We start from the raw sequence: 23040 nt of genomic DNA on the forward strand, positions 1-23040 counted from the left end.
GTGCACGATCCGGGCTCAGGGATTCAAGGCCGGGCGAGCAGCGTGTCCGGCTGGAGCGCGCCCACGACCACCGGCGGGCCGCTCAGGCGCTGGACCTGCAAGGGATGCACATACTGCGCCGAAGGCACGCCCGCCTCGGCCTGCACGCCCTGGTATGCCAAAGCCATGCCGCGGTCGTTGACCCGGTAGTCGTAGCGTGCAGGCTGCACGAAGACGCTCCAGTCGGTGTGGCGGGTGTTGACATCGGTGTGTTCCACCGGAAACTGCAAGCCGCCGCGACCCACCAGCAGGTTGTTGGCCAGCAGCATCCGTTCGGTTCCGGGCGCCGCGCGCACGAAGGTACCGCCATGCGGGTGGTCGTTGACCAGGGTGTTGCTGGCGAGCTCCAGCGTATTGCGCTGGTGGGCCAGTCCCTCGGCGCCGAAGCTCACCATGACGGAGTTCTCCGTCCTGCGCCCCTGTTGCACCACGTTGCCCACCAGGCGGACCACCCCGCCATTGGGAAAGTCCATTTCATAGCTGGCCCGGCCGCCTTCCTCGTCGGTCAGGCGGTTGTAGAACACCTCGTTCACCGCCGCCCGGCTCTTGAGCAGGTGCCCCGTGTCGGCGTGGTGCAGGTAACTGCCCGTGATGCTGAAGCGGCCGATATGGCCAACGTAGATGTTGTGGCTCTGGCCGTCGCCGTCGCCGTTGTAGCCGAACTCGCTGGACACGACTTCCAGCTGGCTGTCGGGCTGGTTGCCGATGGTCAGGATGCCGTTCTGGTTGCCCCAGAACAGGCAGTGCGCAACCCGCAGATGCCCGCCTTCGAAACGGATGCCGGCGCCGTTCTTGTCCGCGACTTTCGCGCCGACGAAGTCGAAGCCCGAAATGTCGAAGTCGCCGTTGCGGATGACCCAGATGGCTTTGCCCTGCGCGCTGCGGCCGTCGGCGATCAGCCGGACGCGGCCACCGACGGCGCGGATCGTCAGTTGCTTCTGGCCCCAGACTGCCACGTCGCCCCGGTAGGTGCCTGCCTGAACTTCCACGGTATCCCCACTGCGCGCCAGCTTTGCCGCGGCGGCGATCGAGAGCAGCGCCTCTTGCGGCCCGACCCGCCAGACCGTGCCCTGCGGCAGCGGCTGCTCCGTGAGCGGCGGAGCCGCCCGCTCCGGTACCGGTGGAACGACAAACACGGTGCGCCGCCGCTCGGCGATGGATGGTGCATCGAACCAGCCGCGCAACAGCCCCATGGCCGGCAGCGCCACGGTCTCGAGCTTGGGATGCCCCTGCAACCGACGCTCCGCGTAGTCCATCAACTCGCCCGGCGTGCGGCCGACGCGCTGATACGCCCACCAGGCAATGGCCAGCCCGATGAGGCCGCCGCACAGGATCAGCGCGGCCAGCCAATGCAGCCAACGCCCTTTCGACTTGCCTTTGCGGCTGGACGGTGCGCGCATGGGCAACCCGCTCAACCGGCCTGCTTGAGCAGCTGCCGCACATCGGCCAGCAGCGCATCGGCCCCGGAGCCGTAGCGCACGTACAGGCGCAGCCGCCCCTGCGGGTCGTAGACATAGCTGCCGGCCGAATGGTCCATGGTGTAGCTGGTGGGCGTCTTGCCCTCGACCTTCTTGTAGTAGACCTTGAAGTCCTTGGCCAGCGCGGCCAGGCCCTCGGGCGAGGTGCGCAAGGCCAGGAAGCTCGGGTCGAAGTTCGCCATGTAGGCCTTCAGCACCTCGGGTGTGTCGCGCTCCGGGTCCACCGTCACGAACAGGCCTTGCAGCTTGTCGCCGTCCGCGCCCAGCGACTGCTTGACCTGGGCCAGCTCGGCCATGGAGGTCGGGCAGACGTCCGGGCACTGCGCGAAGCCGAAGAACACCACCACCACCTTGCCGCGGAAGTCCTGCAGGCTGCGTTCCTGGCCGTTGTGGTCGGTCAGGCGGAAGTCCTTGGCATAGTCCGCCCCGGTGATGTCCACCGCCGTGAAGCTGGGCTTGGTGTCGGTGCAGGCGGCCAGGCAGCCGGCGGCGGCCAGCGCGATCAAGGTGCGTCGGTGGAGCATGTTCACAGCAGGTAGTGGTCCAGCAGCAGCGCCGCGAACAAGGCGGCCAGGTGAACCAGCGAGAAGCGGAAGATCTTGCGCGCCAGCGCATCGGAGTAGTTGCGCCACAGCCGGAAGCCGTAGGCGCAAAAGCCGATGCTGAGCACCACGGCCACCGCCAGGTAGAGCCACGAGCTCATGCCGTAGACGAAGGGCAGCAGGCAGGCAGCGAACAGGATCAGCGTGTAGAGCCAGACCTGCAACCGCGTGAATTCGTTGCCGTGCGTCACGGGCAGCATGGGCAGGCCGGACTTGCGGTAGTCCTCCACCCGGTACAGCGCCAGCGCCCAGAAGTGCGGTGGTGTCCACAGGAAGATGATCAGGAACAGGATCATGGCCTCCGGGCCCACATCGCCCGTCATCGCAGCCCACCCCAGCACCGGCGGCATGGCGCCCGAGGCTCCTCCGATCACGATGTTCTGCGGTGTCAGCGGCTTGAGGATGACGGTGTAGACGACGGCGTAGCCGACGAAGGTCGCCAGGGTCAGCCACATGGTCAGCACGTTGACGCTGAAGTACAGCAGCACCGAGCCGCCGGTGCACAGCAGCGCGGAGAACAGCAGCGTCTGGCCATCGCCGAGTTCGTTCTTGGCCGTCGGGCGCCAGGCCGTGCGCTTCATGCGCGCGTCGATGCCCTTCTCGACCAGGCAGTTGAAGGCCGCGGCCGCGCCGGCCACGAGCCAGATGCCCAGGCAGGCCACGACCATCTGGCGCAGCTGCATCCAGGACGGCAGGCCGGGCACGGCCAGCACCATGCCGATCAGTGCGCAGAACACGATGAGCTGCACCACGCGCGGCTTGGTCAGGACATAGAACTGCTGGAAGCGCGACATGCTGGGGCGTGCGACGGCGGTGGGGTGCGGATCGATGGCGCTCATCGAGCCGCCTCCAAGGTCCGCTGCAGCGGAGCCGGCACGGCCGTGCGCACGGACTCGGTGGCGCAGAGCAGCCAGGTCAGTACCACGACCAGCCCGGCGGCCCCGCCCGTGTGCGAGACGGCGGCCACCAGCGGCCAGTCCAGCACGACGTTCGACAGGCCGGTGCCGAACTGCCAGGCGGCCAGTGCCGCGAGCCAGCGCACCGGCCGCTGCAGCCCGGGCACACGCCACAGGCGCCAGGCCAGGCCGGCCAGCGCCGCGAGCACGGCATAGGCTGCGAGGCGGTGCACGTAGTGGATGGCGGTGAGCGCCGGGAAGGCGATGTGGCTGCCGTCGGCCAGCCGGCCCAGCGGCCGCCAGACCTGGAAGGCCTGCGCGAAGTCCATCGCGGGCCACCAGTTGCCCTGGCAGGTCGGGAAATCGCTGCAGGCCAGCACCGCGTAGTTGGTGCTGACCCAGCCACCGAGCGCAATCTGCAGCAGCACCAGCGCCGCCGTGCCCCACAGCAGGCCGCGCAAGCCGGGCGGCAGCACCACGGGCTGCAGCGCACCCGTGCGGCGCGCGTCGCGCACAACCTGGGCGCACAGCAGGGCCAGCAATGCGAGCCCGCCCAACAGGTGCAGCACGACGATGGCCGGGAACAGCTTGAGCGTGACGGTCCAGGCGCCGAAGGCGCCCTGAAGGCAGACCCAGAACAGCGTCAATGTCGGCCACCCCGGGTGGATGGCGTGCGGATCGCGCGGGCGCTGGCGCCAGGCCGCCCAGCTCACGGCGGCCAGGGCCAGGATCAGCACGCCCACCGCGGTCGCGAGATAGCGGTGCACCATCTCGATCCAGGCCTTGGTGTGGGTGACCGGGCCCGTGGGCATGGCCGTCTGGGCCGCGGAAATCTCCGCGTGCGCGCCGATCGGGCTGGCCTTGCCGTAACAGCCGGGCCAATCCGGACACCCCAGGCCGGAATCGGTCAGCCGCGTGAAGGCGCCGAACAGCACCAGGTCGAATGTCAGGAACAAGGTCAGCAGGGTCAGCGCGCGCCGCCGCCTGGCGGGCGAAGCCCCCCTGTTGCGCAAGGCCACCCAGGCCAGCGGGCCGAGCGCGAGCACGACGCCCATCAGCATCATGCGGGCGATCGGACTCCAGTCGTAAGAAGCGACATCCATCGTCATCGGCCCGCGTTGTCCCAGGAGTTCGAGGCGCGCAACAGGCGCTCGATGTCGCGCTTGGCCTTGGCGGCGCTCGCGGCGTCCAGCGCCGGCGGCAGCCGCATCATCCAGTTGCCCATGGGGTCGACGATGTACAGGTGGGCCGGCAAAGCCTGGCCCGCCGCCGGGGTCAGCCACTGCGCCAGGCCCGCGCGGTCGACACGCAGCACGGTGGCGCTCTGCAGCGCCGGGCGCAGCGTCTCGCGCACGGGCGCGCCATCGTCGACGAGCCAGACCCAGTCCACGCGCTCCTTCTCCTTGCCCAGGCTCTCGCGCAGTTGGCGCTGCAGGTACAGGTTGCGTTCGCAGGCCGCGTCGCAGTCACCGCCGGCCACGCTGACCAGCAGCCACTGGCCCTTGAGGCTGGGCAGGCGCAGCGTCTGGCCATCCAGGCCCACGGCCGGCAGGTCCGGCAGCGGCCGTTGCGGATCGATGAGTTCGCCGAACACGCTGCGCCCCTCGGGCCGCACCACGTAGTAGGTGAAGTACGAGGCGATCACGGGCGCGGCGCAGACCAGGACCACCAGCAGCATCTTCAAGCGCCCGCTGCGCGTGCGCTGCGCCGCCTCACCCGCGGCTTCGGCCTCGGCGGGCGACGGCAACGAATGGACCGTCAAGCCCAGCGGCTGGTCGGCTTCAGCCATGGCGCGCGAGGCGCCGAACGGCGGGACGTCGGACAAATTGGAACCAGACATAAAGACCCGTCAGCAGGGCGCAGAGCCCGAACCACTGGAAGGCATAACCGTAGTGCTTCTCGACGCCGGTCCTGGGTACTGGCCATTCACGCAACAGCCCTGCTCCGTCCTCGCCCGTCTGTTGCACCGACTGCTGCCACAGAGGCAGCCCGGTCTCCTGGGCGAATGCGCCGAGGTCCAGATTCTGCCGGATCGTGCCCTTGTCCTCGCCCGCGAACTCGTAAAGCCTGGACGGCGCGGGGACGACCAGCCCTTCGATGTCCACCAGCCCGGCCGGCGTGGGGATCTTGGGCAGCGCCGTGCGGTCGACGAAATTGCGCTGCACCCAGCCGCGCTGCACCATCACCACGCTGGCGCTGTTCTCCAGCGCCAGCGGCGTCAGCACGTAAAAGCCCGGCTGGCCGCGCATCTGCCGGTTGTCCAGGAACACGGTCCGCTCGGCGAGCCATAAGCCGCGCAGGCGCACCGGCCGGTGCAGCAGCGCCAGCGGATCGGGGGCGCCCAGCATGGCCTGCGCATCGAGCGCGGGCAGTTGGCCCTGGGAGTCGATGGCCGCTTGCAGGGTCTCCTTCTCGGCCGCGCGCGACAGCTGCCAGCGCCCCAGCGAGGCCGTGACGGCGATGCCCACCAGCGCCGCCAAGGTCACCAGCCAGAAGCGCAAGCCGAAGCGCCGCGCCGGATAATCCACCCATGAGCTACTTCGCACTGGTTGCCTTCATCGCCATTCTCGGCAGCCTGGGCGCCGCCCTGTACTTCATGCTGCGCGGCGGCCAGGATGCCGACGGCAAGACCCGCCCCAACCACATGGCGCGCGCGCTCGCGGTGCGCGTGGGACTGTCCATCCTGCTGTTCCTGTGCATCCTCATCGGCTGGAAACTGGGCTATCTGCATCCGACGGGCATTCCCGCCGGCAAGTAAGAGAAGAAGAAAAATGAAAAGGGCCGCTGCGCGGCCCTTTCGATGCGAGGCCTGGCAGCCTCAAAGCCAATACACCAGCACGTACAGGCCGAGCCAGACCACGTCCACGAAGTGCCAGTACCAGGCCGCGCCTTCGAAGCCGAAATGGCGTTCCTTGGTGAAGTGGCCCTTCATCAGCCGCAGCGTGATGAACAGCAGCATCAGCATGCCCACCAGCACGTGGAAGCCATGGAAGCCCGTCAGCATGAAGAAGGTGGAGCCGTAGGGGCCGGAGTTCAGCTTGAGGTTCAGGTCGCGGTAGGCGTGCACGTACTCGTAGCCCTGCACGAACAGGAACACGATGCCCAGCAGCACGGTGGCCCACATCCAGGCGATGGTCTTGGCGCGCTCGCCATGCTGCAGGGCATGGTGGGCGATCGTCAACGTCACGCCCGAGGTCAGCAGCAGCGCGGTATTGATGGTGGGCAGCCAGAACGGCGTCATGGCCTGGAACGGTTCGACGATATTGGCGGGCGAGCCGGTCACGCCGGCCGCCATGCTGGGCCACACCGCCTTGAAGTCGGGCCACAGCAGCGCGTTGTCCAGGCTGCCAAGGACCGGCACCGAATGCACGCGCATCCACCACAGGGCCGTGAAGAAAGCGCCGAAGAACATCACCTCGGAGAAGATGAACCAGCTCATGCTCCAGCGGTAGGAAAGGTCGATCTTGCGCCCGTACAGGCCGCCCTCGCTCTCCGTCACCGCATCGCGGAACCACTGGTACAGCACCACCCACCAGAACAGCAGGCCGAAGGCCAGCGACCACTTGCCCCAGTCGTGCCCGTTGATCCACTGCCCCGCGCCGAGGATCACGAAGAACAGGCCGATCGCGGCCATGATCGGATGCCGCGAAGGTCCTGGAACAAAGTAGTACGGCGTGGATCCGTGGGTCGTGGCACTCATCTCAGCTCCTGGTTTCTTTATTGGTTTGCGCCGCCGCGTCGGCACTGGCAGGTGCCGGCGGCGTCTTGCCGCCCACCTCGAAGAAGGTGTACGACAGCGTGATCGTGGTCACATCCTTGGACAGCTTGGGGTCGATGATGAAGGCCACCGGCCATTCCTTCTTCTCCCCCGCGTCCAGCGTGTACTGCGTGAAGCAAAAGCACTCCAGCTTGTTGAAGTGCGCCGCAGCCTGGCGCGGCGCATAGCTCGGGATCGCCTGGGCCGCCATGCGCCGGTTCTGCACGTTCTGGAACTCGTACATCACGGTGGCCAGTTCGCCGGGATGCACCTGCATCGAGCGCATCGCCGGCTTGAACTCCCAGGGGCCGCGCGAGTTGGCATCGAACTCCACCGTGATCGTGCGGCTGCGGTCGACCTGCGTGTTCTCGGGCGTGGCCTTGGAGACCACGCCGGGCACCTGGCGCTCGGACAGCGACAGGATGTTGATGCCCGTCATCTCGCAGATGGCGTTGTACAGCGGCACCAGCGCATAGCCGAAGGCGAACATGCCGGCCGTCACCACGGCCAGCTTGCCCACCATGCGGACGTTGGCGCGCCGGATGCTCATGAGCGGCCCAGGTAGACCATCTTGACCATGAAACCGAGGAAGAAGACCAGCGCCACGGACAGCAGGATCAGGCCGGTCCGCAGGTTCTGCTTCTTCTTGTCGGGCGTCATCGGCCTACGTCCTCAGCCCACCACGCGGGTGGCGGTGGCGTCCAGCTTGGGCGGGTTCTCGAAGGTGTGGAATGGGGCAGGCGACGGCACTTCCCATTCCAGGCCCTCGGCCGCTTCCCAGGGCTTTTGCGGTGCCTTGGCACCCTTGCCCAGCATGCAGGGCAGCACGATGAACAGGAAGAAGTAGACCTGGGCGATGCCGAAGAAGAACGCGCCCACCGTGGCAATCGCGTTGAAGTCGGCGAACTGCATCGGGTAATCGGCGTAGCGGCGCGGCATGCCAGCCAGGCCCAGGAAGTGCATCGGGAAGAAGGTCACGTTGAAGGCGATCAGCGACCACCAGAAGTGCACCTTGCCGCGCGTCTCGTTGTACATGACGCCCGTCCACTTGGGCAGCCAGTAGTAGACGCCGGCGAACATGGCGTACAGCGAACCGGCCACCAGCACGTAGTGGAAGTGGGCCACGACGTAATAGGTGTCCTGCAGCTGGATGTCGATCGGCGCCATGGCCAGGATCAGGCCCGTGAAACCGCCCATCGTGAACACGAAGATGAAGCCGACGGCGAACAGCATGGGCGTCTCGAAGGTCATCGAGCCCTGCCACATCGTGGCGATCCAGTTGAAGATCTTCACGGCCGTGGGCACCGCGATCAGCATGGTCGCGTACATGAAGAACAGCTGGCCCGTGACCGGCATGCCGGTCGTGAACATGTGGTGCGCCCAGACGATGAACGACAGGATCGCGATCGACGAGGTGGCATACACCATCGACGCGTAGCCGAACAGCTTCTTGCGCGCGAAGGCCGGCACGATCTGGCTCACGATGCCGAAGGCCGGCAGGATCATGATGTAGACCTCGGGGTGGCCGAAGAACCAGAAGATGTGCTGGTACATCACCGGGTCGCCGCCGCCGGCGGGGTTGAAGAAGCTGGTGCCGAAGTGGCGGTCGGTCAGCGTCATGGTGATGGCGCCGGCCAGCACGGGCATCACGGCGATCAGCAGGTAGGCGGTGATCAGCCAGGTCCAGCAGAACATCGGCATCTTCATGAGCGTCATGCCGGGGGCGCGCATGTTCAGGATGGTCACGATGATGTTGATCGAGCCCATGATGGACGAGGCACCGAGGATGTGCATCGCGAAGATGCCGGCGTCCATGGACGGGCCCATCTGCAACGTCAGCGGTGCGTACAGCGTCCAGCCCGCAGCGGGTGCGCCGCCAGGCATGAAGAACGAACCGACCAGCATCGCGGCTGCAGGGATCATCAGCCAGAAGCTGAAGTTGTTCATGCGCGCGAACGCCATGTCGGACGCGCCGATCTGCAGCGGGATCATCCAGTTCGCGAAGCCCACGAAGCCCGGCATGATGGCGCCAAACACCATGATCAGCCCGTGCATGGTGGTCAGCGAGTTGAACAGCTCAGGGTTGACCAGCTGCAGGCCGGGCTGGAACAGCTCGGCGCGGATCAAGAGCGCCAGCACGCCGCCCACCATCAGCATGGTGAAGCTGAAGAGCAGGTACAGCGTGCCGATGTCCTTGTGGTTCGTGGCGAACAGCCAGCGGCGCCATCCGGTCGGCGCGTGGTGGTGTTCGTCGTGGGCGTGGTCGTGGTCGCCGTGGGGATGGAGGACTGCGCTCATCTCTGTTTCCTTCTGTGCGGGAATGCGCCGGTTTACTTCGCGCGCAGCGCGACGACTTCGGAGGGCTGGACGATCTGCCCGGTCTTGTTGGACCAGTTGTTCTTGGTGTAGCTGGCCACAGCCGCGAGGTCGGTGTCGCTCAATTGCTTCCAGGAGGGCATGGCACCGTTGCCTGCGCCGTTGAGCAGGATGGTGAGCTGCTTGGCGTGGTCGGTGTCGAGCACGATGGCCGAGCCGTCCAGCGGCTTGATCGGGCCGGCGCCCTTGCCGTTGGCCTGGTGGCAGGCCGCGCAGTTGGCGGCGTAGACGCGCTCGCCGCGCTTGACGATGTCGTCCAGCGTCCAGACCTTGGTCGGGTCGTCGAGCTTGGCGGCGGCCTTCTTGCGCTCGCCATCGACCCAGGCCGTGTACTGCTCGGCCGTCACCACCTTCACGTGGATGGGCATGTAGGCGTGTTCCTTGCCGCAGAGCTCGGCGCACTGGCCGTAGAAGTCGCCGGTCTTCTCGGCGCGGAACCAGGTGTCGCGCACGAAGCCGGGGATCGCATCCTGCTTGATGCCGAACGCCGGCACCATGAAGGCGTGGATCACGTCGTTGGCCGTGGTGATGATGCGGACCTTCTTGTTGACGGGCACCACCAGCGCGTTGTCGACCTTGAGCAGGTAGTCGTCCACGGCCTGACCCTTGGGCGGGCCGCCGGCGTTGGACATGGCGCGGTGCGAACTGTCCAGCGTGGAGACGAAGGAGATGCCCTCACCCTCGCCCTTGATGTAGTCGTAGCCCCACTTCCACTGCATGCCGGTGGCCTTGATGGTCAGGTCGGCATTGCTGGTGTCCTTCAGCGCGACCACCACCTTGGTGGCCGGCAGCGCCATCAGGATCACGATGACGAAAGGCACGATGGTCCAGATCACCTCGACCACCACCGATTCGTGGAAGTTGGCGGCCTTGTGGCCGACCGACTTGCGGTGCTTCCAGATGGAATAGAACATCACCGCGAACACGGCGATGAAGATCACCGTGCACAGGATCAGCATGAACCAGTGCAGCCACTGCTGCTCTTCGGCGATCTTGGTGACAGGAGGCGCGAGATTGAGCTGGCGTACGGCCGGGCCGCCTGGAAGGTCGTTGACCGCGTGGGCCGCCGTCGCGAGCCAGGCCCCCGAAACGAGCGCGGTGCGAGATAGCAGGGAAGTCAGCTTGTTCCAGATCATTTTCATCGTCGCCTCTACTTCTTCAACCTTTTATGAACCACCCTGCTCAGGCCCCGCGCAACGCCATCCGGATCTCGCGCGCCAGCACCGGCCGCAGATCCGGGCGCACGTAACGCCCCACCTCCACGCATCGCCCCTGCCCCGACACCTCGATCAGCGAATGGTCGCTGGTCTTGGGCTCGACACGAACCCACTCCCTGCGGAACTCGGCCCGCTCCAGGCGCCCCGCGTTCTCGAGTTCGACGACCAGACGGCCGTCCTGCAGCGAGATGCGCTCGCCATCGGTCGCGTGCCGGGAGTACGCCAGAAAGGCAACGCCCACCAGAACCACTTCCAGCCACGCAAACGGCAGGACCAGCCTGGCACCTTGCAACCAGAAGAATGTCCCGATCCCGAGCGACACCACACAGATCGACGCATACAGGCCGCCCAACTGGCCCGGCGTGATGGAACAGTTGCGCTTCAGCAGCCAATGGATGCCTTGGCCCGAGACGGTGGCGAAGCGATAGACCAGTTTCGACACAGACAACGTTCAACCATCAATGCGGCGCGCGCCGCGGGTATTGACACCCGCCGGAACAACGCCTGGTTCATTCGTGGGGAAGCCCGAAATGCGTTTAAAAACCCTTCATTGTAGCCCGTGAATATTGCACGAATGTCCGCTGCCGGACACCCGAAAGACCTTCACTGGCCCTCGCCTTTGCCATGGCGCAACAGGCCGCGCATGTCCTCCAGAGAAACCGCGCTCTGCGCCGCCACCGGCACCCGCGCCGCGGGGCGGAATGCGTGGCCGTAGACGATCTCGAAGGTCAGCGTCAGGCGGCCCTGCTCGGCCGGGTCCGCCAGCTGCCGCGCGAGTTCGGCGCGCAGCTGCGCATGCCATTGGCGGCCCCGCAACGCGCCGAAGCGCCCGGGATGCAGGTTGCGGCCCAGGCCGCGCAGGTCTTCCAGCAGCTTGTCTGGCGTGGCGTAGGTCAGGCGGATGCGCTCCATGTCCATGATCGGCTCGGCGAAACCGGCCTGCACCAGCATGTCGCCCCAGTCGTGCATGTCGGTGAAGGCATGGCCGGGCGGCGGCCAGCCCAGGGCGGCATAGACGCGGCGCAGCTCCAGCAGCGAATCGGGGCCGAGGCAGGAGAACATCAGGAAGCCGTCGACCGCGAGCGCACGGTGCCAGTCGGCGATCAACGCCTGCGGATCGGCCACCTGGTGCAGCAGCATGTTGGACCAGACCATCTGCACGCTGCCGGCCGGGGGCATGCCGGCGTGCTGGGCCGCGGCGCTCCAGCGACCTGGCTTCCACCAGGCCTCAGTGCTGGCGTCGAGTACCTGCCGGGCCAGGGTGGGCACAGACTCCACGACCCAGCTCTCGGCGCCCGGGTAGCGCTTGCGCAGCTCGGCATGGACCGCCATGCCGCCGCGCAGCGCCTGCCAATGGGCCCACGACGTGGGGCTGCGCTTGATCCATTGCAGGCGCTCGGCCATGCGGCGCGCCACCTCGTCGTGCAGCCAGGGCGCGGACTGGACGGGCTGCTGCGCCCAACGCGCGGCGGCCACGGGGGCGATGGTGGGGGGACGGTGCTGGCTCATGGCAATGCGCGACGAGTATATTGAGCCGCACCATGCTGCGCCGCGGGCTCGCCTCCCTGCTCTCGCGCCTGCCGAGCCAGTGCGCGGTGTGCCGCAGCTGGCAGGACCAGCCGCTGTGCGAAGCCTGCATCCAGCGCTTCGCCCAGCCGCAGCCGCGCTGCCGGACCTGCGCCCTGCCCCTCACCGGGGGTGCCCTGCAATGTGGCGCCTGCCTGCGCCATCCACCGCCGCTGGACGCCTGCATCTGTGCGGTGGACTACGCCTACCCCTGGGCCGATTGCATCGCCCGGTTCAAGTTCCGCGCGCAGCCAGGTTGGGCCGGTGCCCTGGCCGAGCTGCTGCGCCACACGCCCTGGGTGGAGCCAGCGCTGGAACGCTGCACGCTCGTGCTGCCCATGCCGCTGTCGGCTGCGCGCTTGCGCCAGCGCGGCTTCAACCAGGCGCTGGAACTGGCCCGCCGGCTCGCGCCCGACAAGACCGACGCCCGCCTGCTGCTGCGCATCCGCGACACAGCACCGCAGCTGGACCTGAGCGCAGCGCAACGCCGGCGCAACGTGCGCGGCGCCTTCGCGCTGGAACCGCTGCGCGCAGGCCGCCTGCGCGGAGCCGATGCCGTGCTCGTGGACGACGTGATGACCAGCGGCGCCTCGCTGTTCGCGGCGGCCGAGGTGCTGCGCCAGGCCGGCGCGGCGCGCCTCACCGCGCTGGTGCTGGCACGCACGCCTGCGCCTGTGGAGCACTGACACACGGACAATGGCCCCATGTTCCACATCGTCCTGGTCGCCCCCGAAATCCCGCCCAACACGGGCAACGTCATCCGGCTCGCGGCCAACACCGGCTGCACGCTGCACCTGGTGGAGCCGCTGGGCTTCTCGATGGACGACAAGCACATGCGCCGCGCCGGCCTGGACTACCACGAGTACGCCGAGTTGCGCCTGCACAAGGACTGGGCCGCGTTGGTCGAACGCGAGCAGCCGCCTTTGGACCGCATGTTCGCGATGACCACGCGCGGCTCGCGCAGCGCGCACACGCTCGCGTTCCACAGCGGCGACTGGTTCGTGTTCGGCTCGGAGACCAGCGGCCTGCCGGCCGCGCTGCGCGACAGCTTTCCGCCGGAGCAACGCCTGCGCCTGCCGATGCGCGCCGGTCAGCGCAGCCTGAACCTGTCGAACGCCGTGGCGGTCACGGTATTCGAGGCCTGGCGCCAGTGCGGCTTCTCAGGCGCTGCGGATCAGACGTAGCGCCGCACGATGGACTCGGCCACGCAGGCCGGCTTGGCAGCGCCCTCGAGTTCCACCGTCACTTCCCAGACCTGCTGCACGCCGCCGCCCGCGACCGGCTCACTGCTGACCAGCTTCAGGTGCCCGCGCACGCGGCTGCCCGCCGGCACCGGCGTGATGAAGCGCACCTTGTTGAGCCCGTAGTTCACGCCCATGCGCGTGCCCTCGACCTTGACGGCACTCGCGAACAGCAGCGGCAGCAGCGACAGCGTCAGGTAGCCGTGCGCGATCGGCGCGCCGAACGGGCCGGACTTGGCGCGCTCCGGGTCGACGTGGATCCACTGGTGGTCGCCCGTGGCTTCGGCGAACAGGTCGATCTGCTTTTGCGTGACCGTGGTCCATTCGCTGGTGGCGATGTCCTGGCCCACCAGGGCCGTCAGTTCGTCCAGGGTGCTGAAGGTCTTCATGCTGTCTCGTCTTCCTCGTTGTTGAAATTCAGGGGGTGTCCAGCCAGCGGCACAGGTCCTGCCACTGCTCCAGGTCCTTCTCGACACGCTGCGGCGCCACGTCGAACAGCGTGAGACCGCGCGCTGCCAGGTGCACATAGTTCTGCGTGTTGCGCAGCTCGCCGAGCACCGGCAAACCAAGGCTCGCGATGTAGGAGCGCAGCTTGTCGGCCGCCAGGGTGCGCGCGTCCACGCGCATGCCCACCAGGCCCACAGCCAGCTTGCCGGCATGGCGGTGCTCGGCCACCTTGTCCAGGAAATCGCGCGTGGCGAAGATGTCGAACACGCTGGGCTGCAGGGGCACGACCAGCTTGTCGGCCATCTTCATGACGTCGTTGAAGCGCCAGCCGTGCAGCCCGCCCGGCGTGTCCAGCACCACATGCGTCGTGCCCTTGGGCGGCCGCACGATCATGTCGGACGTCATCTCCCAGGTGCTGATCGGTCGGGCCGCCTCGGGCCGAAGGCCCAGCCATAGCCGCGAGGACTGCTGGCGGTCGGCATCGCCCAACATCACCGCATGGCCCTGCGATGCGAAATAGCCGGCGATGTTGGTGGCCAGCGTCGACTTCCCGACACCGCCCTTGGGGTTGGCAACGACCACGACCGGCATGCGCTCTCCTCGTTGTGTCCGCGGACTCGGCTCCGCTCGGGTATGTTACCCACCCCGACTTGCGCACTCCTTCGACAACATGCAAGGCATCTACCTCATCGCTGCCCATCCGGCCTGGCGCGAATCGCGCGTGAACAGCCGCCTGCTGGAGGCCGCGCAAGCCCTGGCCGGCGCCCTGCCGCTGGACATCCAGGACCTGTACGGCAGCTATCCCGACTACCACATCGATGTCGCGGCCGAACAGGCGCGCGTCGACCGCGCCCGGCTGCTGGTGCTGCTGCATCCGATCCAGTGGTACAGCATGCCGGCGCTGCAGAAGCTCTGGTTCGACGAGGTGCTGACCTACGGCTGGGCCTTCGGCCCGGCCACATCCGAGGCCGGCTCGCACGAGCAGGCGCCCGCAGGCACGCCCGGCACCGCGCTGCGCGGCAAGGACTGCTGGCTCGTCACCACCACGGGCGGTCCGGCCGAGTCGTACAGCGCCGAGAGCTACAACGGCCAGCCGTTCGAGGCTTACCTGCCGCCCTACCGCCAGACCGCCGCGGTGTGCGGCATGCGCTTCCTGCCACCGCTGGTGCTGCACGGCGCCCACGGCGCCAGCCGGCAAGACATCGACGCGCACGCCGAGGCCTTCGCCGAGCGCCTGCGCAGCTACCCGCACTGGGCCCGAGGCTGAGACCGCCATGGAACACGCACCCGCCTGGCTGTCCAACAGCTTCATCTACCTGGCCGCGGCCGTGCTGGCCGTGCCGATCTCGCGCGCGCTGGGCCTGGGCGCCATCCTGGGCTACCTCGCCGCCGGCATGGCCATCGGCCCCTGGGGCCTGGCGCTCGTGCCCAATGTGCAGGACGTGCTGCACTTCGCCGAGTTCGGCGTGGTGCTGATGCTGTTCCTGGTCGGCCTGGAACTGGAGCCGCGCCGGCTCTGGAGCCTGCGCCGGCCCATTTTCGGCGGCGGCACGGCCCAGGTCGCGGTCTGCGCGCTGGGCATCTACGCCGTGGCGCTGGCCTGCGGCATCGCCTGGAAGACCGCGCTCGTCGCCGCCCTGGGCCTGGCGCTGTCGTCCACGGCCATCGCGCTGCAGGTGCTGGGCGAACGCAACCTGCTCGGCACACGCGGCGGCCAGGCCGGCTTCTCTATCCTGCTGTTCCAGGACGTGGCCGCCATCCCCATCCTCGCACTGCTGCCGCTGCTGGGCGTGGCCACGGCCGACGCCGACAACGGCCACCCGGCGCTGGAAGCTGCCAAGACGGTCGCCGTGATCGCCGGCATCGTGCTGGGCGGCCGGCTGCTGCTGCGCCCCGTGCTGCGCTGGATCGCGCGCAGCCGCACGGCCGAGATCTTCACGGCCGCCGCGCTGCTGCTGGTCGTCGGCATCGCCTACCTCATGCACAGCGTGGGCCTGTCGATGGCCCTGGGCGCCTTCCTGGCCGGCGTGCTGCTGGCCGAGAGCGAGTACCGGCGCGAGCTGGAGGCCGACATCGAGCCCTTCAAGGGCCTGCTGCTGGGCCTGTTCTTCATCGCCGTCGGCATGAGCATCGACTTCGGCGTGCTCTGGCGCGCGCCCGGCACCATGGCGCTGATCGTGCTGGGCTTCCTGTCCATCAAGCTCGCCGTGATCTACGGCCTGTCGGTCGCCATGCGCCTGCCCGTGCCCGAGCGGCCCGTGTTCACGCTGCTGCTGGCCCAGGGCGGCGAGTTCGCCTTCGTGGTGTTCCAGGCCGGCGTGGGCGCGCGCGTGCTGGCGCCCGACACGGCCTCGCTGCTGACCGGCGCCGTCGCGCTGTCGATGCTGCTGAGCCCGCTGCTGCTGGTGCTGGCCGACCGCTACTGGCTGCCGCGCTTCAACCGCAGCAGCGTGGCCCCTGCCGAGACCATCGCCGAACCGCAGGCCGCGCCCATCATCATTGCCGGCTTCGGCCGCTACGGGCAGATCGTCGGCCGCGCGCTGTTCGCCCAGGGCCTGCATTGCACGGTGCTGGAGCACGACGCCGACATGATCGAGGCGATCCGCCCGTTCGGCTTCCGCGTGTTCTATGGCGACGCCACACGGCTCGATGTCCTGCGCGTGGCCGGCGCCGAGCAGGCCCGCGTGCTGGTGCTGGCCGTGGACGACGTGGCGCAGAGCCTGCGCGTTGCAGCCCTCGTGCGCGAACATTTCCCGCAGCTGGAGATCGTGGCGCGGGCACGCGACGTGCCGCACTGGAATGCATTGCGCGACCTGGGCGTGCAGCGCGTGGAGCGCGAGTTGTTCGAGTCCAGCCTGCGCAGCGCGCGCAACGTGCTCGAGGTGCTGGGCGCGCCGCCGCACGAGGCGCGCCACGGCGTGATGCGCTTTCGCGACCACAACCTGGCGCTGTTCGAGCGCATGCACCCGCACCACCAGGACCGCGCGCGCACGATTGCCGTGGCACGCGAGGGCCGGCGCGAACTCGAGGACCAGCTGGCGCGCGAACGCGAGGAGCGCGCGCAGCGCCGCCCCCCCGGCTGGCGCGATTGAGCTACAGGACCAGGCAGGCCTGCTCGAACGACAGCCGCGCGTTGCGTGCGAACAGCAGGCTAGCGTCGCCGTAGCCCAGGCTGATCAGGAAGTTGGCCTGCCAGCGCCCGTCCGGGAAGAACTCGGCGTTGACCTTGGCGATGTCGAAGCCGCTCATGGGCCCGCAATCGAGCCCCAGCGCGCGCGCCGCCACCATGAAGTAGGCGCCGCCCAGCGTGCCGTTGCGCGTGGCCGTGCCCTGCGCCAGCGCCGCATTGCCCGCGAACATCTCGCGCGCGCCCTCGCGGTGCCACACCTCGGGCATGAATTCGTAGAAGCGCGTGTCGGTGGCCACGATCACGGTGACAGGCGCCGACATGGTCTTGTCGAGGTTGCCCTCCGACAGCGCAGGGCGCAGCCGCTGGCGCGAAGCCGGCGTGGTCAGGAACACGTAGCGCGTGGGCTGCGTGTTCATCGAGGTCGGGCCCATGCGGGCCAGTGCGTAGACCTGTTGCAGCAGCGACAGCGGCACGGGCTTGTCGGTGAAGCCGTTGGCCGTGCGGGCGTCCAGGAAGATCTGTTCCAGCGAAGTCGGTGTGTGCGTCATGGCTCTGAGAAGGGTTCAGCCGCGCAGTGCGGACTGGGCCGCGGCGTTGCGCTCTGCAAACCGTCGGCTCCATTCGGCAACCGGCATGAAGCTCGGGTCGCTGCGCACGATGCGCTCGGTCTCCAGCCAGATGGTGGCGTCGTCCAGATCGATGTCCAGCGGATCGCCATGCGGCTGGCTCACGTACCAGGGCGTGTCCAGGTAGACCTCGACCGTGTTGTCTTCCGGGTCCAGGCAGTAGATCGACAACGCATTGCCATGGTTGAGGCCGCGCATCTTCGTCGCGCCCAGCGCCAATGCGCGCTTGCGCGCCTCGCGCAGGTGGTCGATGGTCTGCACCTTGAACGACAGCTGCATCACCGTGCTGGGGCTGTCCGGCCCGCGGCTGGAGGCCAGCGCCAACTGGTGGTGCTGGTCGTTGCGCCCGCTCAGGAACACGATGGTGAACGGGAAGGTGAAGCCCACGCCGCGGTCGGTCTCCTGCATGTCGAAGACCTCGCAGTAAAAGCGCGTCATGGCGGAGATGTCGCGGCAGAAGATGCCGCAGTGCGACAGGTTGGGCTGGTAGCTCTGGTCCATGGTGTCTCCGGCTTCTTGTCAGGGGTGCAGCACGATCTTGCCGAGCGTGCTGCCCTGGTCCAGCAGCTCGTGCACGCGGCGTGCCTGCGCCAGCGGGAACCGGCTGGCCTGGGGCGCACGCACGCGGCCTGCGGCCATCAGCGCGATGGCCTGCTCCATGAGGCTGCGGCGCAGCGTGCGGTCGGCGTCCACCGCGTGGATCGAGAAGGTGCGCACCGCCAGGCTGCGGCCCAGCAGCTGGCGCAGCGTCTCGAACACATCGGCGCTGGGCGGGCCCTGCACGATGTTGTAGGACACCAGCATGCCCGACGGGGCTAGCGCATGCAGGCAGGCCGTGAACAGCGCGCCGCCCAGGTGGTCGAAGGCCAGGTCCACGCCGCGGCCGCCGGTCTGCGCCATCACCTGCTCGGCGATGCGTGCGGGGTCGCCATCGACCAGCACGTCCACGCCGTTGGCCAGCGCGAAGGCCTGCTTCTCGGGTGTCGAGGCCGTGCCGAGCACGCGCAGGCCGCGCTCGCGCGCCACCTGGGCCAGGGCCGTGGCCACGCCGCCGGCCGCACCCGGCACCAGGATGGCCTGCGCCGGCGCGTTGCCGTTGCTGGCCAACAGCGCGATAGCGAGTTGGAAGTTTCCGAGGCTCACGGCGTCGTCGAAGGCGATGCTGTCGGGCAGCGCGAACGGCGCCTCGGCCGGCACGCAGATCGCCTCGGCATAGCAGCCGCCGCGCTGCGGCAGTTCGCGCGCACTGACCAGCACGCGCTGGCCGATGCGCGCAGCGTCCACCCCGGCGCCGACGGCGTCCACCGTGCCGGCCATCTCGTTGCCGGGGATGGCCGGCATCGGCGGCATCCACTTGTAGCTGCCGTTGCGGATCAGCACGTCGGGCCCGCCCGCGCCGATGGCCGCGGCGCGCACGCGCACCTGGCCGGGACCGGGCTCTGGCAGTGCCAGCGTGACCAGCTCCAGCACCTCTGGCCCACCCGGGGCCTGCAATTGGACCGCGCGCATCAGCGTTGCCCGTCGTGCACGGCGATCTTGTCCTGCGACAAGCCGCCCAGCCGGGCATGCACGCGACCGCCCGTGCCCATCACCAGCGCGAACAGGATCTCGTCGGGCCGCGGTGCGTCCTGGATGCCGATCTCCATGCTGTTGTAGTGGCTGCGCACGTACGACGCATGGATGTGGTGCAACGGCACCATGAGCCGGTAGCCCGTGGCGGCGACGGCCTTGGCCGCCGGCACCATGGCCTTGGGCTCGCCCAGCACCGCGCGCATGGCCCAGCCGCCCGCCTCGTGCCAGACGGCGCCGTGCTCCATCTCGCCGCTGACGCCCACGATGGCGGCCTTGCTGTAGACCTCCACCCGGTCGCGGCCCAGCGTGTCGACCAGCTCTTGCGCCAGCAAGGTGCCCAGGCTGCGCAGCTCGGCCATGAAGGGCAGCAGGTCGGGTTCGTACCGACCGGCGTAGGGATTGCGGATGACGGCGCAGGCGGCGGCCAGCTTCAGTGGCACGGCGGGCGGCGGGCCGCCCTCGTGAAAGACCGTCTCGACGGTCAGGCTGCGTTTGCGGATGGCGATCAGGGACATGAAAGAGCTTTCGTCGGCGTCATTGCTTGGGAATCTGGGTCATTGGCGTGGAATCTGCGATTCGGCCACGACCATGGTCCATTTTTCGAGTTCGCGGGCGACCATGGTCTTCATCTCGTCGGGCGTGCTGCCGCGTGCCTCGCCGCCCATGTCCTCCAGCCGCTGGCGCACCGCCGGTGCCAGCAGAGCCTTCTGCGTGTCGGCGTTCAGCCGGTCGACGATGGAGCGCGGCGTGCCGGCGGGTGCCAGCAGGCCGGCCCAGGAACGCACGTCGTAGCCCGGCACGCCCTGCTCGGCCACGGTGGGCACGTTCGGCAGGCCTGGCCAGCGCTGCGGGCCGGTGGTGGCCAGCGCGCGCAGCTTGCCCGCCTGGATGTTGGACATCACGGCCGTGGGCGGCGCGATGATGAAGGGCACGTCGCCCGACAGCAGCGCGGTGACCGCTGCCGCGTCGCCGCGGTAGGGCACGTGCAGCATGGGCACCTTGGCCATCTTGGTCAGCAGTTCGCCGGCCAGATGGTGGGTGGAGCCGATGCCGGCCGAGCCGTACGACACCGCATCCGGCCTGGCGCGCGCCGCCTCGAGCAGGTCGCCGAAGCCGCGGTAGCGTGCGTCGGCGCGCACCACCACCAGGAACGGGAAGAAGGTGACGGTGGAGATGGCCTCGAAGTCGGCCACCGTTTTGTAGGGCAGGTGCTGGTACAGCGCACCCGCCACCGCGTGGCCGCCCGTGGCCAGCAGCAGTGTGTAGCCGTCGGGTTTGGCGCGCGCCACACTGCCGGCCGCGATGGTGCCGCCGGCACCGGCCTGCGACTCCACCACCACGGGCTGGCCCAGCGTCTTGCCGAGCTCCACGCCGACGGCGCGGGCGATGGCATCGGCGTTGCCGCCCGGGGCGAAGCCCTGGTAGATCTTGATGGGCCGCTCGGGCCAGGCCTGGGCCCGTGCCGGCAGGGCTGCGCTGGCGCCCAAGGCGGCGCCCAGGGCGAGAAGTTCGCGTCGGTGCATGCTTGTCTCCGCGGCGGCCCGTCGTGCGGGCCGTCCTGTGGTGGAAGGTGGGTTCAGTCCTGCGCGACCACGGGGTTGCGCAGTGTGCCGATGGCCTCGATCTCCACCTCCACCACGTCGCCGGGCTTCATGAACTGGGGCGGCTTCTTGCTCCAGCCCACGCCGGCCGGCGTGCCGGTGGCGATCACGTCGCCCGGCACCAGCGTGAAGATGGTGGACGCATAGGCGATCAGCTTGGGGATGCTGAAGATCATGTGGCCGGTGTGGCTGGACTGCACGGTCTCGCCGTTCAGGCGCGTGACGAGCTTCAGCTGGCGGCCCGGTTCGATCTCGTCGGCCGTGACCATCCAGGGGCCGAAGCCGCCGGTGGACTCGAAGTTCTTGCCCGAGGCGATCTGCTTGGCATGGAACTGCCACTCGCGCACGCTGGCATCGTTGTAGCAGCTGTAGCCGGCCACGTGCTGGAAGGCATCGGCCTCGGCGATGTCGCGGCCACCTTCGCCGATGATGACCGCCAGCTCGCCCTCCCAGTCCAGCGACTCGGACACGCGTGGGCGCACGATGGGGCCGTTGTGCGGTGTCTGCGAGCGCCACACGCGCAGGAAGATGGGCGGTTGCTCCGACAGCTCGCGCTGCATGCCGGCGGCCAGCACCTCCTGGTGGTGGTCCATGTAGTTGCGCACGGCACAGACGATCTTCTCGGGCTGGGGAATCACGGGCAGGAAGCGGATGTCGCCCAGCTGCGCTTCGGCCTTGAGGCCCGCGACCAACGCGTCGCGGCGCGCGAAATCCGGGCTGGCGATGAAGTCGGCCAAGGTGGCGTGGCCGGTGCGCTGCGCCAGTTCGGCAACGCCGTCGCCGAGCACGACGCCCCAGGTGTCGCGGCCGGCGAGGTGGTAGGACAGGAGTTTCATGGAAAGGAACCTTCGACGTGGATGGGGGAGATGCCGTTGGCGGCAAAGCCGTGGCACGCGGCAAATTTTATGCACAAAACTATTTTTAAGCATAGTTATAGTTTTATGCTCGTTTACCCTGAAGCAGCTGGTTTTCCAGACCGTGCACGAAAACCCGCCAGCCTGCATAAAATTCCGGCGTGAACACCGCCACCACCCCCACGACAGAAGCCGGTGCCCCGCTCACCGAGCAAGCCTTCCGCAGCCTGCGCCACGACGTGCTGGCCGGCACCTTCGCGCCGGGCAACAAGCTCAAGCTCGACGAGTTGCAGCGCCACTACGGCTACTCCAGCAGCCCGTTGCGCGAGGCGCTGAGCCGGCTCGCGCAGGAAGGCCTGGTGCGCGCGGACGAGCGCCGCGGCTTCCGCGTGGCGGCGCTTTCCGAGGCCGACCTGGACGACATCACGCACATGCGGCTGATGCTGGACGTGGAGGCGCTGCGCGGCGCCATCGCGTCCGGCGACGACGCCTGGGAGGCGGCCATCGTTTCGGCCTTCCACCGGCTGGAGAAGGTGGAATCGCGACTCACCGACGGCCCGCAGGTGCTGGACGAGGAGTGGAGCGAAGTGCACCGCGCCTTCCACATGGCACTGCTGGCGGCCTGCCCGTCCGAGCGCCAGCGCCGCTGGAGCGCCAGCCTGTTCGACCAGGCCGAGCGCTACCGCCGCTTCTCGGCGCGCAACCGCCAGAGCGCGCGCCGCAAGTCGAGCGAACACCGGCGCATGATGGACGCCACGCTCAAGCGCGACGCCGACACCGCCTGCGCACTGCTGGCCGAGCACATCCGCAGCACCCAGCGCAACGTGGAGAGCGCGCTGCGGCGCGGTGCGAGCGCCTGAGCCTCAGCGCAGCCCATCCCACAGCAGCTTGAGGCCGGTCAGCAGCATGCCGATGTTGATGAGCCTGTAGAACAGCGACGCCGGAATGCGCCGCGCGATGCGCACGCCGGCCCACACGCCCAGCGGCGCGAACGGCAGCAGCAGCAACGAGGTGGCCAGGTTGCGCGCATCGAACAGGCCGAGCCAGGTGTACGGCACCCACTTCGAGAGGTTGATGCAGAAGAAGAACACGGCCAGCGTGGCCGCGAACTGCACGGGCGCGAGACGCAACGGGATCACGTAGGCGTTCAGCGGCGGCCCGCCGGTGTGCGAGACGAAGCTCGTGAAGCCCGACACCGTGGCCAGCAAGCGGCCGGCCCAGCGTGGCGGCGGCGGGCTGTCGGCACGCGGCGGGAACAGCCAGCGCTGCGCCAGGAACAGCAGCGTGAACACCCCCACCAGCGTGGACACCGTGCGCCCGTCGAGCACCCGGAACAGCGCCGTGCCGACCAGGGTGCCGAGCAGCCCGAACGGGATCAGCAGCCACAGCAGCGCCTTGTCGATGTCGCGCCGGAACGCGGCCACGCTCAGGATGTCGGTCAGCAGCAGCACCGGCATCAGCAAGGCAGCGGCCTGCGGCACCGGGATGGCCAGTGCCATCAGGGGCACGGCCAGCGAGCCCAGCCCGGCGCCGAAGCCGCTCTTGGACAGGCCCATCAGCAGCGTCGCGGGGATGGCCGTGGCGTAGAACGCCCAGCCGGTGATCAGGGGCCAGTCCATGGCGGGTGGTATGGTTTTC

28 protein-coding genes are annotated in these 23040 nt (G+C 68.6%); 6 read left to right on the forward strand and 22 right to left on the reverse strand.

Annotated elements, in window-relative coordinates; all coding sequences use genetic code 11:
* Positions 1 to 23: 23 nt before the first annotated feature.
* Genes ASF45_RS25240 through ASF45_RS25265 form a run of 6 tightly spaced genes read right to left on the reverse strand, consistent with a single transcriptional unit; the run spans position 24 to position 5543 of the window.
* Entirely contained in the window at positions 24 to 1439 is a 1416-nt protein-coding gene (locus tag ASF45_RS25240) for a hypothetical protein (protein ID WP_056669780.1), read from the reverse strand.
* A gap of 11 nt (positions 1440 to 1450) precedes the next feature.
* Positions 1451 to 2041 carry an SCO family protein gene (locus tag ASF45_RS25245; protein ID WP_082551258.1) on the reverse strand — a complete coding sequence of 197 codons (591 nt, stop codon included), beginning with the start codon at positions 2039 to 2041 and terminating at the stop codon, positions 1451 to 1453.
* Between the two features lie 2 nt (positions 2042 to 2043).
* Positions 2044 to 2958: a heme o synthase gene (cyoE, locus tag ASF45_RS25250; protein WP_056669783.1), complete on the reverse strand. Its 915-nt coding sequence runs from the start codon at positions 2956 to 2958 to the stop codon at positions 2044 to 2046.
* A complete protein-coding gene (locus tag ASF45_RS25255) occupies positions 2955 to 4124 on the reverse strand; it encodes a heme A synthase (RefSeq protein ID WP_056669786.1) in 1170 nt (389 codons plus the stop codon). The genes cyoE and ASF45_RS25255 overlap by 4 nt, the downstream gene beginning before the upstream one ends.
* Positions 4121 to 4855, reverse strand: a complete 735-nt coding sequence (locus ASF45_RS25260; RefSeq protein ID WP_056669789.1) for a hypothetical protein — start codon at positions 4853 to 4855, stop codon at positions 4121 to 4123. The genes ASF45_RS25255 and ASF45_RS25260 overlap by 4 nt, the downstream gene beginning before the upstream one ends.
* Positions 4797 to 5543 (reverse strand): SURF1 family protein, encoded by a 747-nt coding sequence (locus ASF45_RS25265; protein WP_056669792.1) that lies wholly within the window; start codon positions 5541 to 5543, stop codon positions 4797 to 4799. Before ASF45_RS25265 ends, ASF45_RS25260 begins: the two co-directional genes overlap by 59 nt.
* A 2-nt stretch (positions 5544 to 5545) precedes the next feature.
* Between ASF45_RS25265 and ASF45_RS25270 the strand changes: the two genes are divergently transcribed.
* Positions 5546 to 5773: a twin transmembrane helix small protein gene (locus ASF45_RS25270; RefSeq protein ID WP_056669795.1), complete on the forward strand. Its 228-nt coding sequence runs from the start codon at positions 5546 to 5548 to the stop codon at positions 5771 to 5773.
* A gap of 60 nt (positions 5774 to 5833) precedes the next feature.
* Here ASF45_RS25270 and ASF45_RS25275 read toward each other — a convergent pair whose 3' ends face one another.
* From ASF45_RS25275 to ASF45_RS25300, 7 genes are all read right to left on the reverse strand, one after another.
* A complete protein-coding gene (locus tag ASF45_RS25275; RefSeq protein WP_056669799.1) occupies positions 5834 to 6715 on the reverse strand; it encodes a cytochrome c oxidase subunit 3 in 882 nt (293 codons plus the stop codon).
* A gap of 1 nt (position 6716) precedes the next feature.
* Positions 6717 to 7322, reverse strand: coding sequence for a cytochrome c oxidase assembly protein (locus ASF45_RS25280; RefSeq protein WP_056669802.1), 606 nt, complete (start codon positions 7320 to 7322; stop codon positions 6717 to 6719).
* The gene (locus ASF45_RS36645) at positions 7319 to 7432 is read right to left on the reverse strand and encodes a cytochrome oxidase small assembly protein (protein ID WP_235581031.1); all 114 of its coding nucleotides are present in this window, start codon (positions 7430 to 7432) and stop codon (positions 7319 to 7321) included. Before ASF45_RS36645 ends, ASF45_RS25280 begins: the two co-directional genes overlap by 4 nt.
* A 12-nt stretch (positions 7433 to 7444) precedes the next feature.
* Positions 7445 to 9070: a cytochrome c oxidase subunit I gene (gene ctaD, locus ASF45_RS25285; RefSeq protein ID WP_056669805.1), complete on the reverse strand. Its 1626-nt coding sequence runs from the start codon at positions 9068 to 9070 to the stop codon at positions 7445 to 7447.
* A gap of 32 nt (positions 9071 to 9102) precedes the next feature.
* On the reverse strand, positions 9103 to 10290 hold the full coding sequence (gene coxB / locus ASF45_RS25290) for a cytochrome c oxidase subunit II (protein WP_056669807.1): 1188 nt from the start codon (positions 10288 to 10290) through the stop codon (positions 9103 to 9105).
* 40 nt (positions 10291 to 10330) lie between these two features.
* Positions 10331 to 10807, reverse strand: coding sequence for a DUF2244 domain-containing protein (locus tag ASF45_RS25295; RefSeq protein WP_056669810.1), 477 nt, complete (start codon positions 10805 to 10807; stop codon positions 10331 to 10333).
* Between the two features lie 161 nt (positions 10808 to 10968).
* Positions 10969 to 11874 (reverse strand): hypothetical protein, encoded by a 906-nt coding sequence (locus tag ASF45_RS25300; RefSeq protein WP_056669814.1) that lies wholly within the window; start codon positions 11872 to 11874, stop codon positions 10969 to 10971.
* Between the two features lie 32 nt (positions 11875 to 11906).
* Here ASF45_RS25300 and ASF45_RS25305 point away from each other — a divergent pair, with 32 nt between their 5' ends.
* Together ASF45_RS25305 and trmL are read left to right on the forward strand one after the other, a co-directional pair.
* Positions 11907 to 12617: a ComF family protein gene (locus ASF45_RS25305; RefSeq protein ID WP_056669817.1), complete on the forward strand. Its 711-nt coding sequence runs from the start codon at positions 11907 to 11909 to the stop codon at positions 12615 to 12617.
* An 18-nt stretch (positions 12618 to 12635) separates the two neighbouring features.
* The gene (gene trmL, locus ASF45_RS25310) at positions 12636 to 13115 is read left to right on the forward strand and encodes a tRNA (uridine(34)/cytosine(34)/5-carboxymethylaminomethyluridine(34)-2'-O)-methyltransferase TrmL (protein WP_056669820.1); all 480 of its coding nucleotides are present in this window, start codon (positions 12636 to 12638) and stop codon (positions 13113 to 13115) included.
* On the opposite strand, the gene ASF45_RS25315 is transcribed toward trmL, so the two are convergent.
* Together ASF45_RS25315 and ASF45_RS25320 are read right to left on the reverse strand one after the other, a co-directional pair.
* Positions 13106 to 13561 (reverse strand): MaoC family dehydratase, encoded by a 456-nt coding sequence (locus ASF45_RS25315; protein WP_056669823.1) that lies wholly within the window; start codon positions 13559 to 13561, stop codon positions 13106 to 13108. The two genes, trmL and ASF45_RS25315, sit on opposite strands and share 10 nt — an antisense overlap.
* Positions 13562 to 13589: 28 nt before the next feature.
* A complete protein-coding gene (locus ASF45_RS25320; protein ID WP_056669826.1) occupies positions 13590 to 14210 on the reverse strand; it encodes a ParA family protein in 621 nt (206 codons plus the stop codon).
* Positions 14211 to 14289: 79 nt separating this feature from the next.
* Between ASF45_RS25320 and ASF45_RS25325 the strand changes: the two genes are divergently transcribed.
* Together ASF45_RS25325 and kefC are read left to right on the forward strand one after the other, a co-directional pair.
* On the forward strand, positions 14290 to 14886 hold the full coding sequence (locus tag ASF45_RS25325; RefSeq protein WP_056669829.1) for an NAD(P)H-dependent oxidoreductase: 597 nt from the start codon (positions 14290 to 14292) through the stop codon (positions 14884 to 14886).
* A 7-nt stretch (positions 14887 to 14893) separates the two neighbouring features.
* Positions 14894 to 16711, forward strand: coding sequence for a glutathione-regulated potassium-efflux system protein KefC (kefC, locus tag ASF45_RS25330; protein ID WP_056669832.1), 1818 nt, complete (start codon positions 14894 to 14896; stop codon positions 16709 to 16711).
* 1 nt (position 16712) lies between these two features.
* Here kefC and ASF45_RS25335 read toward each other — a convergent pair whose 3' ends face one another.
* The 6 genes from ASF45_RS25335 to ASF45_RS25360 are packed head-to-tail and all read right to left on the reverse strand — an operon-like array spanning position 16713 to position 21384.
* On the reverse strand, positions 16713 to 17297 hold the full coding sequence (locus ASF45_RS25335; RefSeq protein ID WP_056669835.1) for a malonic semialdehyde reductase: 585 nt from the start codon (positions 17295 to 17297) through the stop codon (positions 16713 to 16715).
* A gap of 15 nt (positions 17298 to 17312) precedes the next feature.
* Entirely contained in the window at positions 17313 to 17876 is a 564-nt protein-coding gene (locus ASF45_RS25340) for a VOC family protein (protein ID WP_056669838.1), read from the reverse strand.
* An 18-nt stretch (positions 17877 to 17894) separates the two neighbouring features.
* Complete coding sequence (locus tag ASF45_RS25345) at positions 17895 to 18884, reverse strand: zinc-dependent alcohol dehydrogenase family protein (protein ID WP_056669840.1); 990 nt, start codon at positions 18882 to 18884, stop codon at positions 17895 to 17897.
* The gene (locus tag ASF45_RS25350; protein WP_056669843.1) at positions 18884 to 19462 is read right to left on the reverse strand and encodes an amino acid synthesis family protein; all 579 of its coding nucleotides are present in this window, start codon (positions 19460 to 19462) and stop codon (positions 18884 to 18886) included. The genes ASF45_RS25345 and ASF45_RS25350 overlap by 1 nt, the downstream gene beginning before the upstream one ends.
* Before the next feature lie 39 nt (positions 19463 to 19501).
* Entirely contained in the window at positions 19502 to 20470 is a 969-nt protein-coding gene (locus ASF45_RS25355; RefSeq protein WP_056669847.1) for a tripartite tricarboxylate transporter substrate binding protein, read from the reverse strand.
* Positions 20471 to 20523: 53 nt separating this feature from the next.
* Complete coding sequence (locus ASF45_RS25360) at positions 20524 to 21384, reverse strand: fumarylacetoacetate hydrolase family protein (protein WP_056669849.1); 861 nt, start codon at positions 21382 to 21384, stop codon at positions 20524 to 20526.
* Between the two features lie 179 nt (positions 21385 to 21563).
* Here ASF45_RS25360 and ASF45_RS25365 point away from each other — a divergent pair, with 179 nt between their 5' ends.
* On the forward strand, positions 21564 to 22262 hold the full coding sequence (locus tag ASF45_RS25365) for a GntR family transcriptional regulator (protein WP_056669853.1): 699 nt from the start codon (positions 21564 to 21566) through the stop codon (positions 22260 to 22262).
* A gap of 3 nt (positions 22263 to 22265) precedes the next feature.
* Here the strand turns inward: ASF45_RS25365 and ASF45_RS25370 are convergent, their stop codons facing one another.
* Positions 22266 to 23021 carry a sulfite exporter TauE/SafE family protein gene (locus ASF45_RS25370; protein WP_056669855.1) on the reverse strand — a complete coding sequence of 252 codons (756 nt, stop codon included), beginning with the start codon at positions 23019 to 23021 and terminating at the stop codon, positions 22266 to 22268.
* Positions 23022 to 23040: the final 19 nt, after the last annotated feature.

It is taken from the genome of Pseudorhodoferax sp. Leaf265 (assembly GCF_001422365.1).
In the GTDB taxonomy this organism is placed as follows: domain Bacteria; phylum Pseudomonadota; class Gammaproteobacteria; order Burkholderiales; family Burkholderiaceae_C; genus Pseudorhodoferax.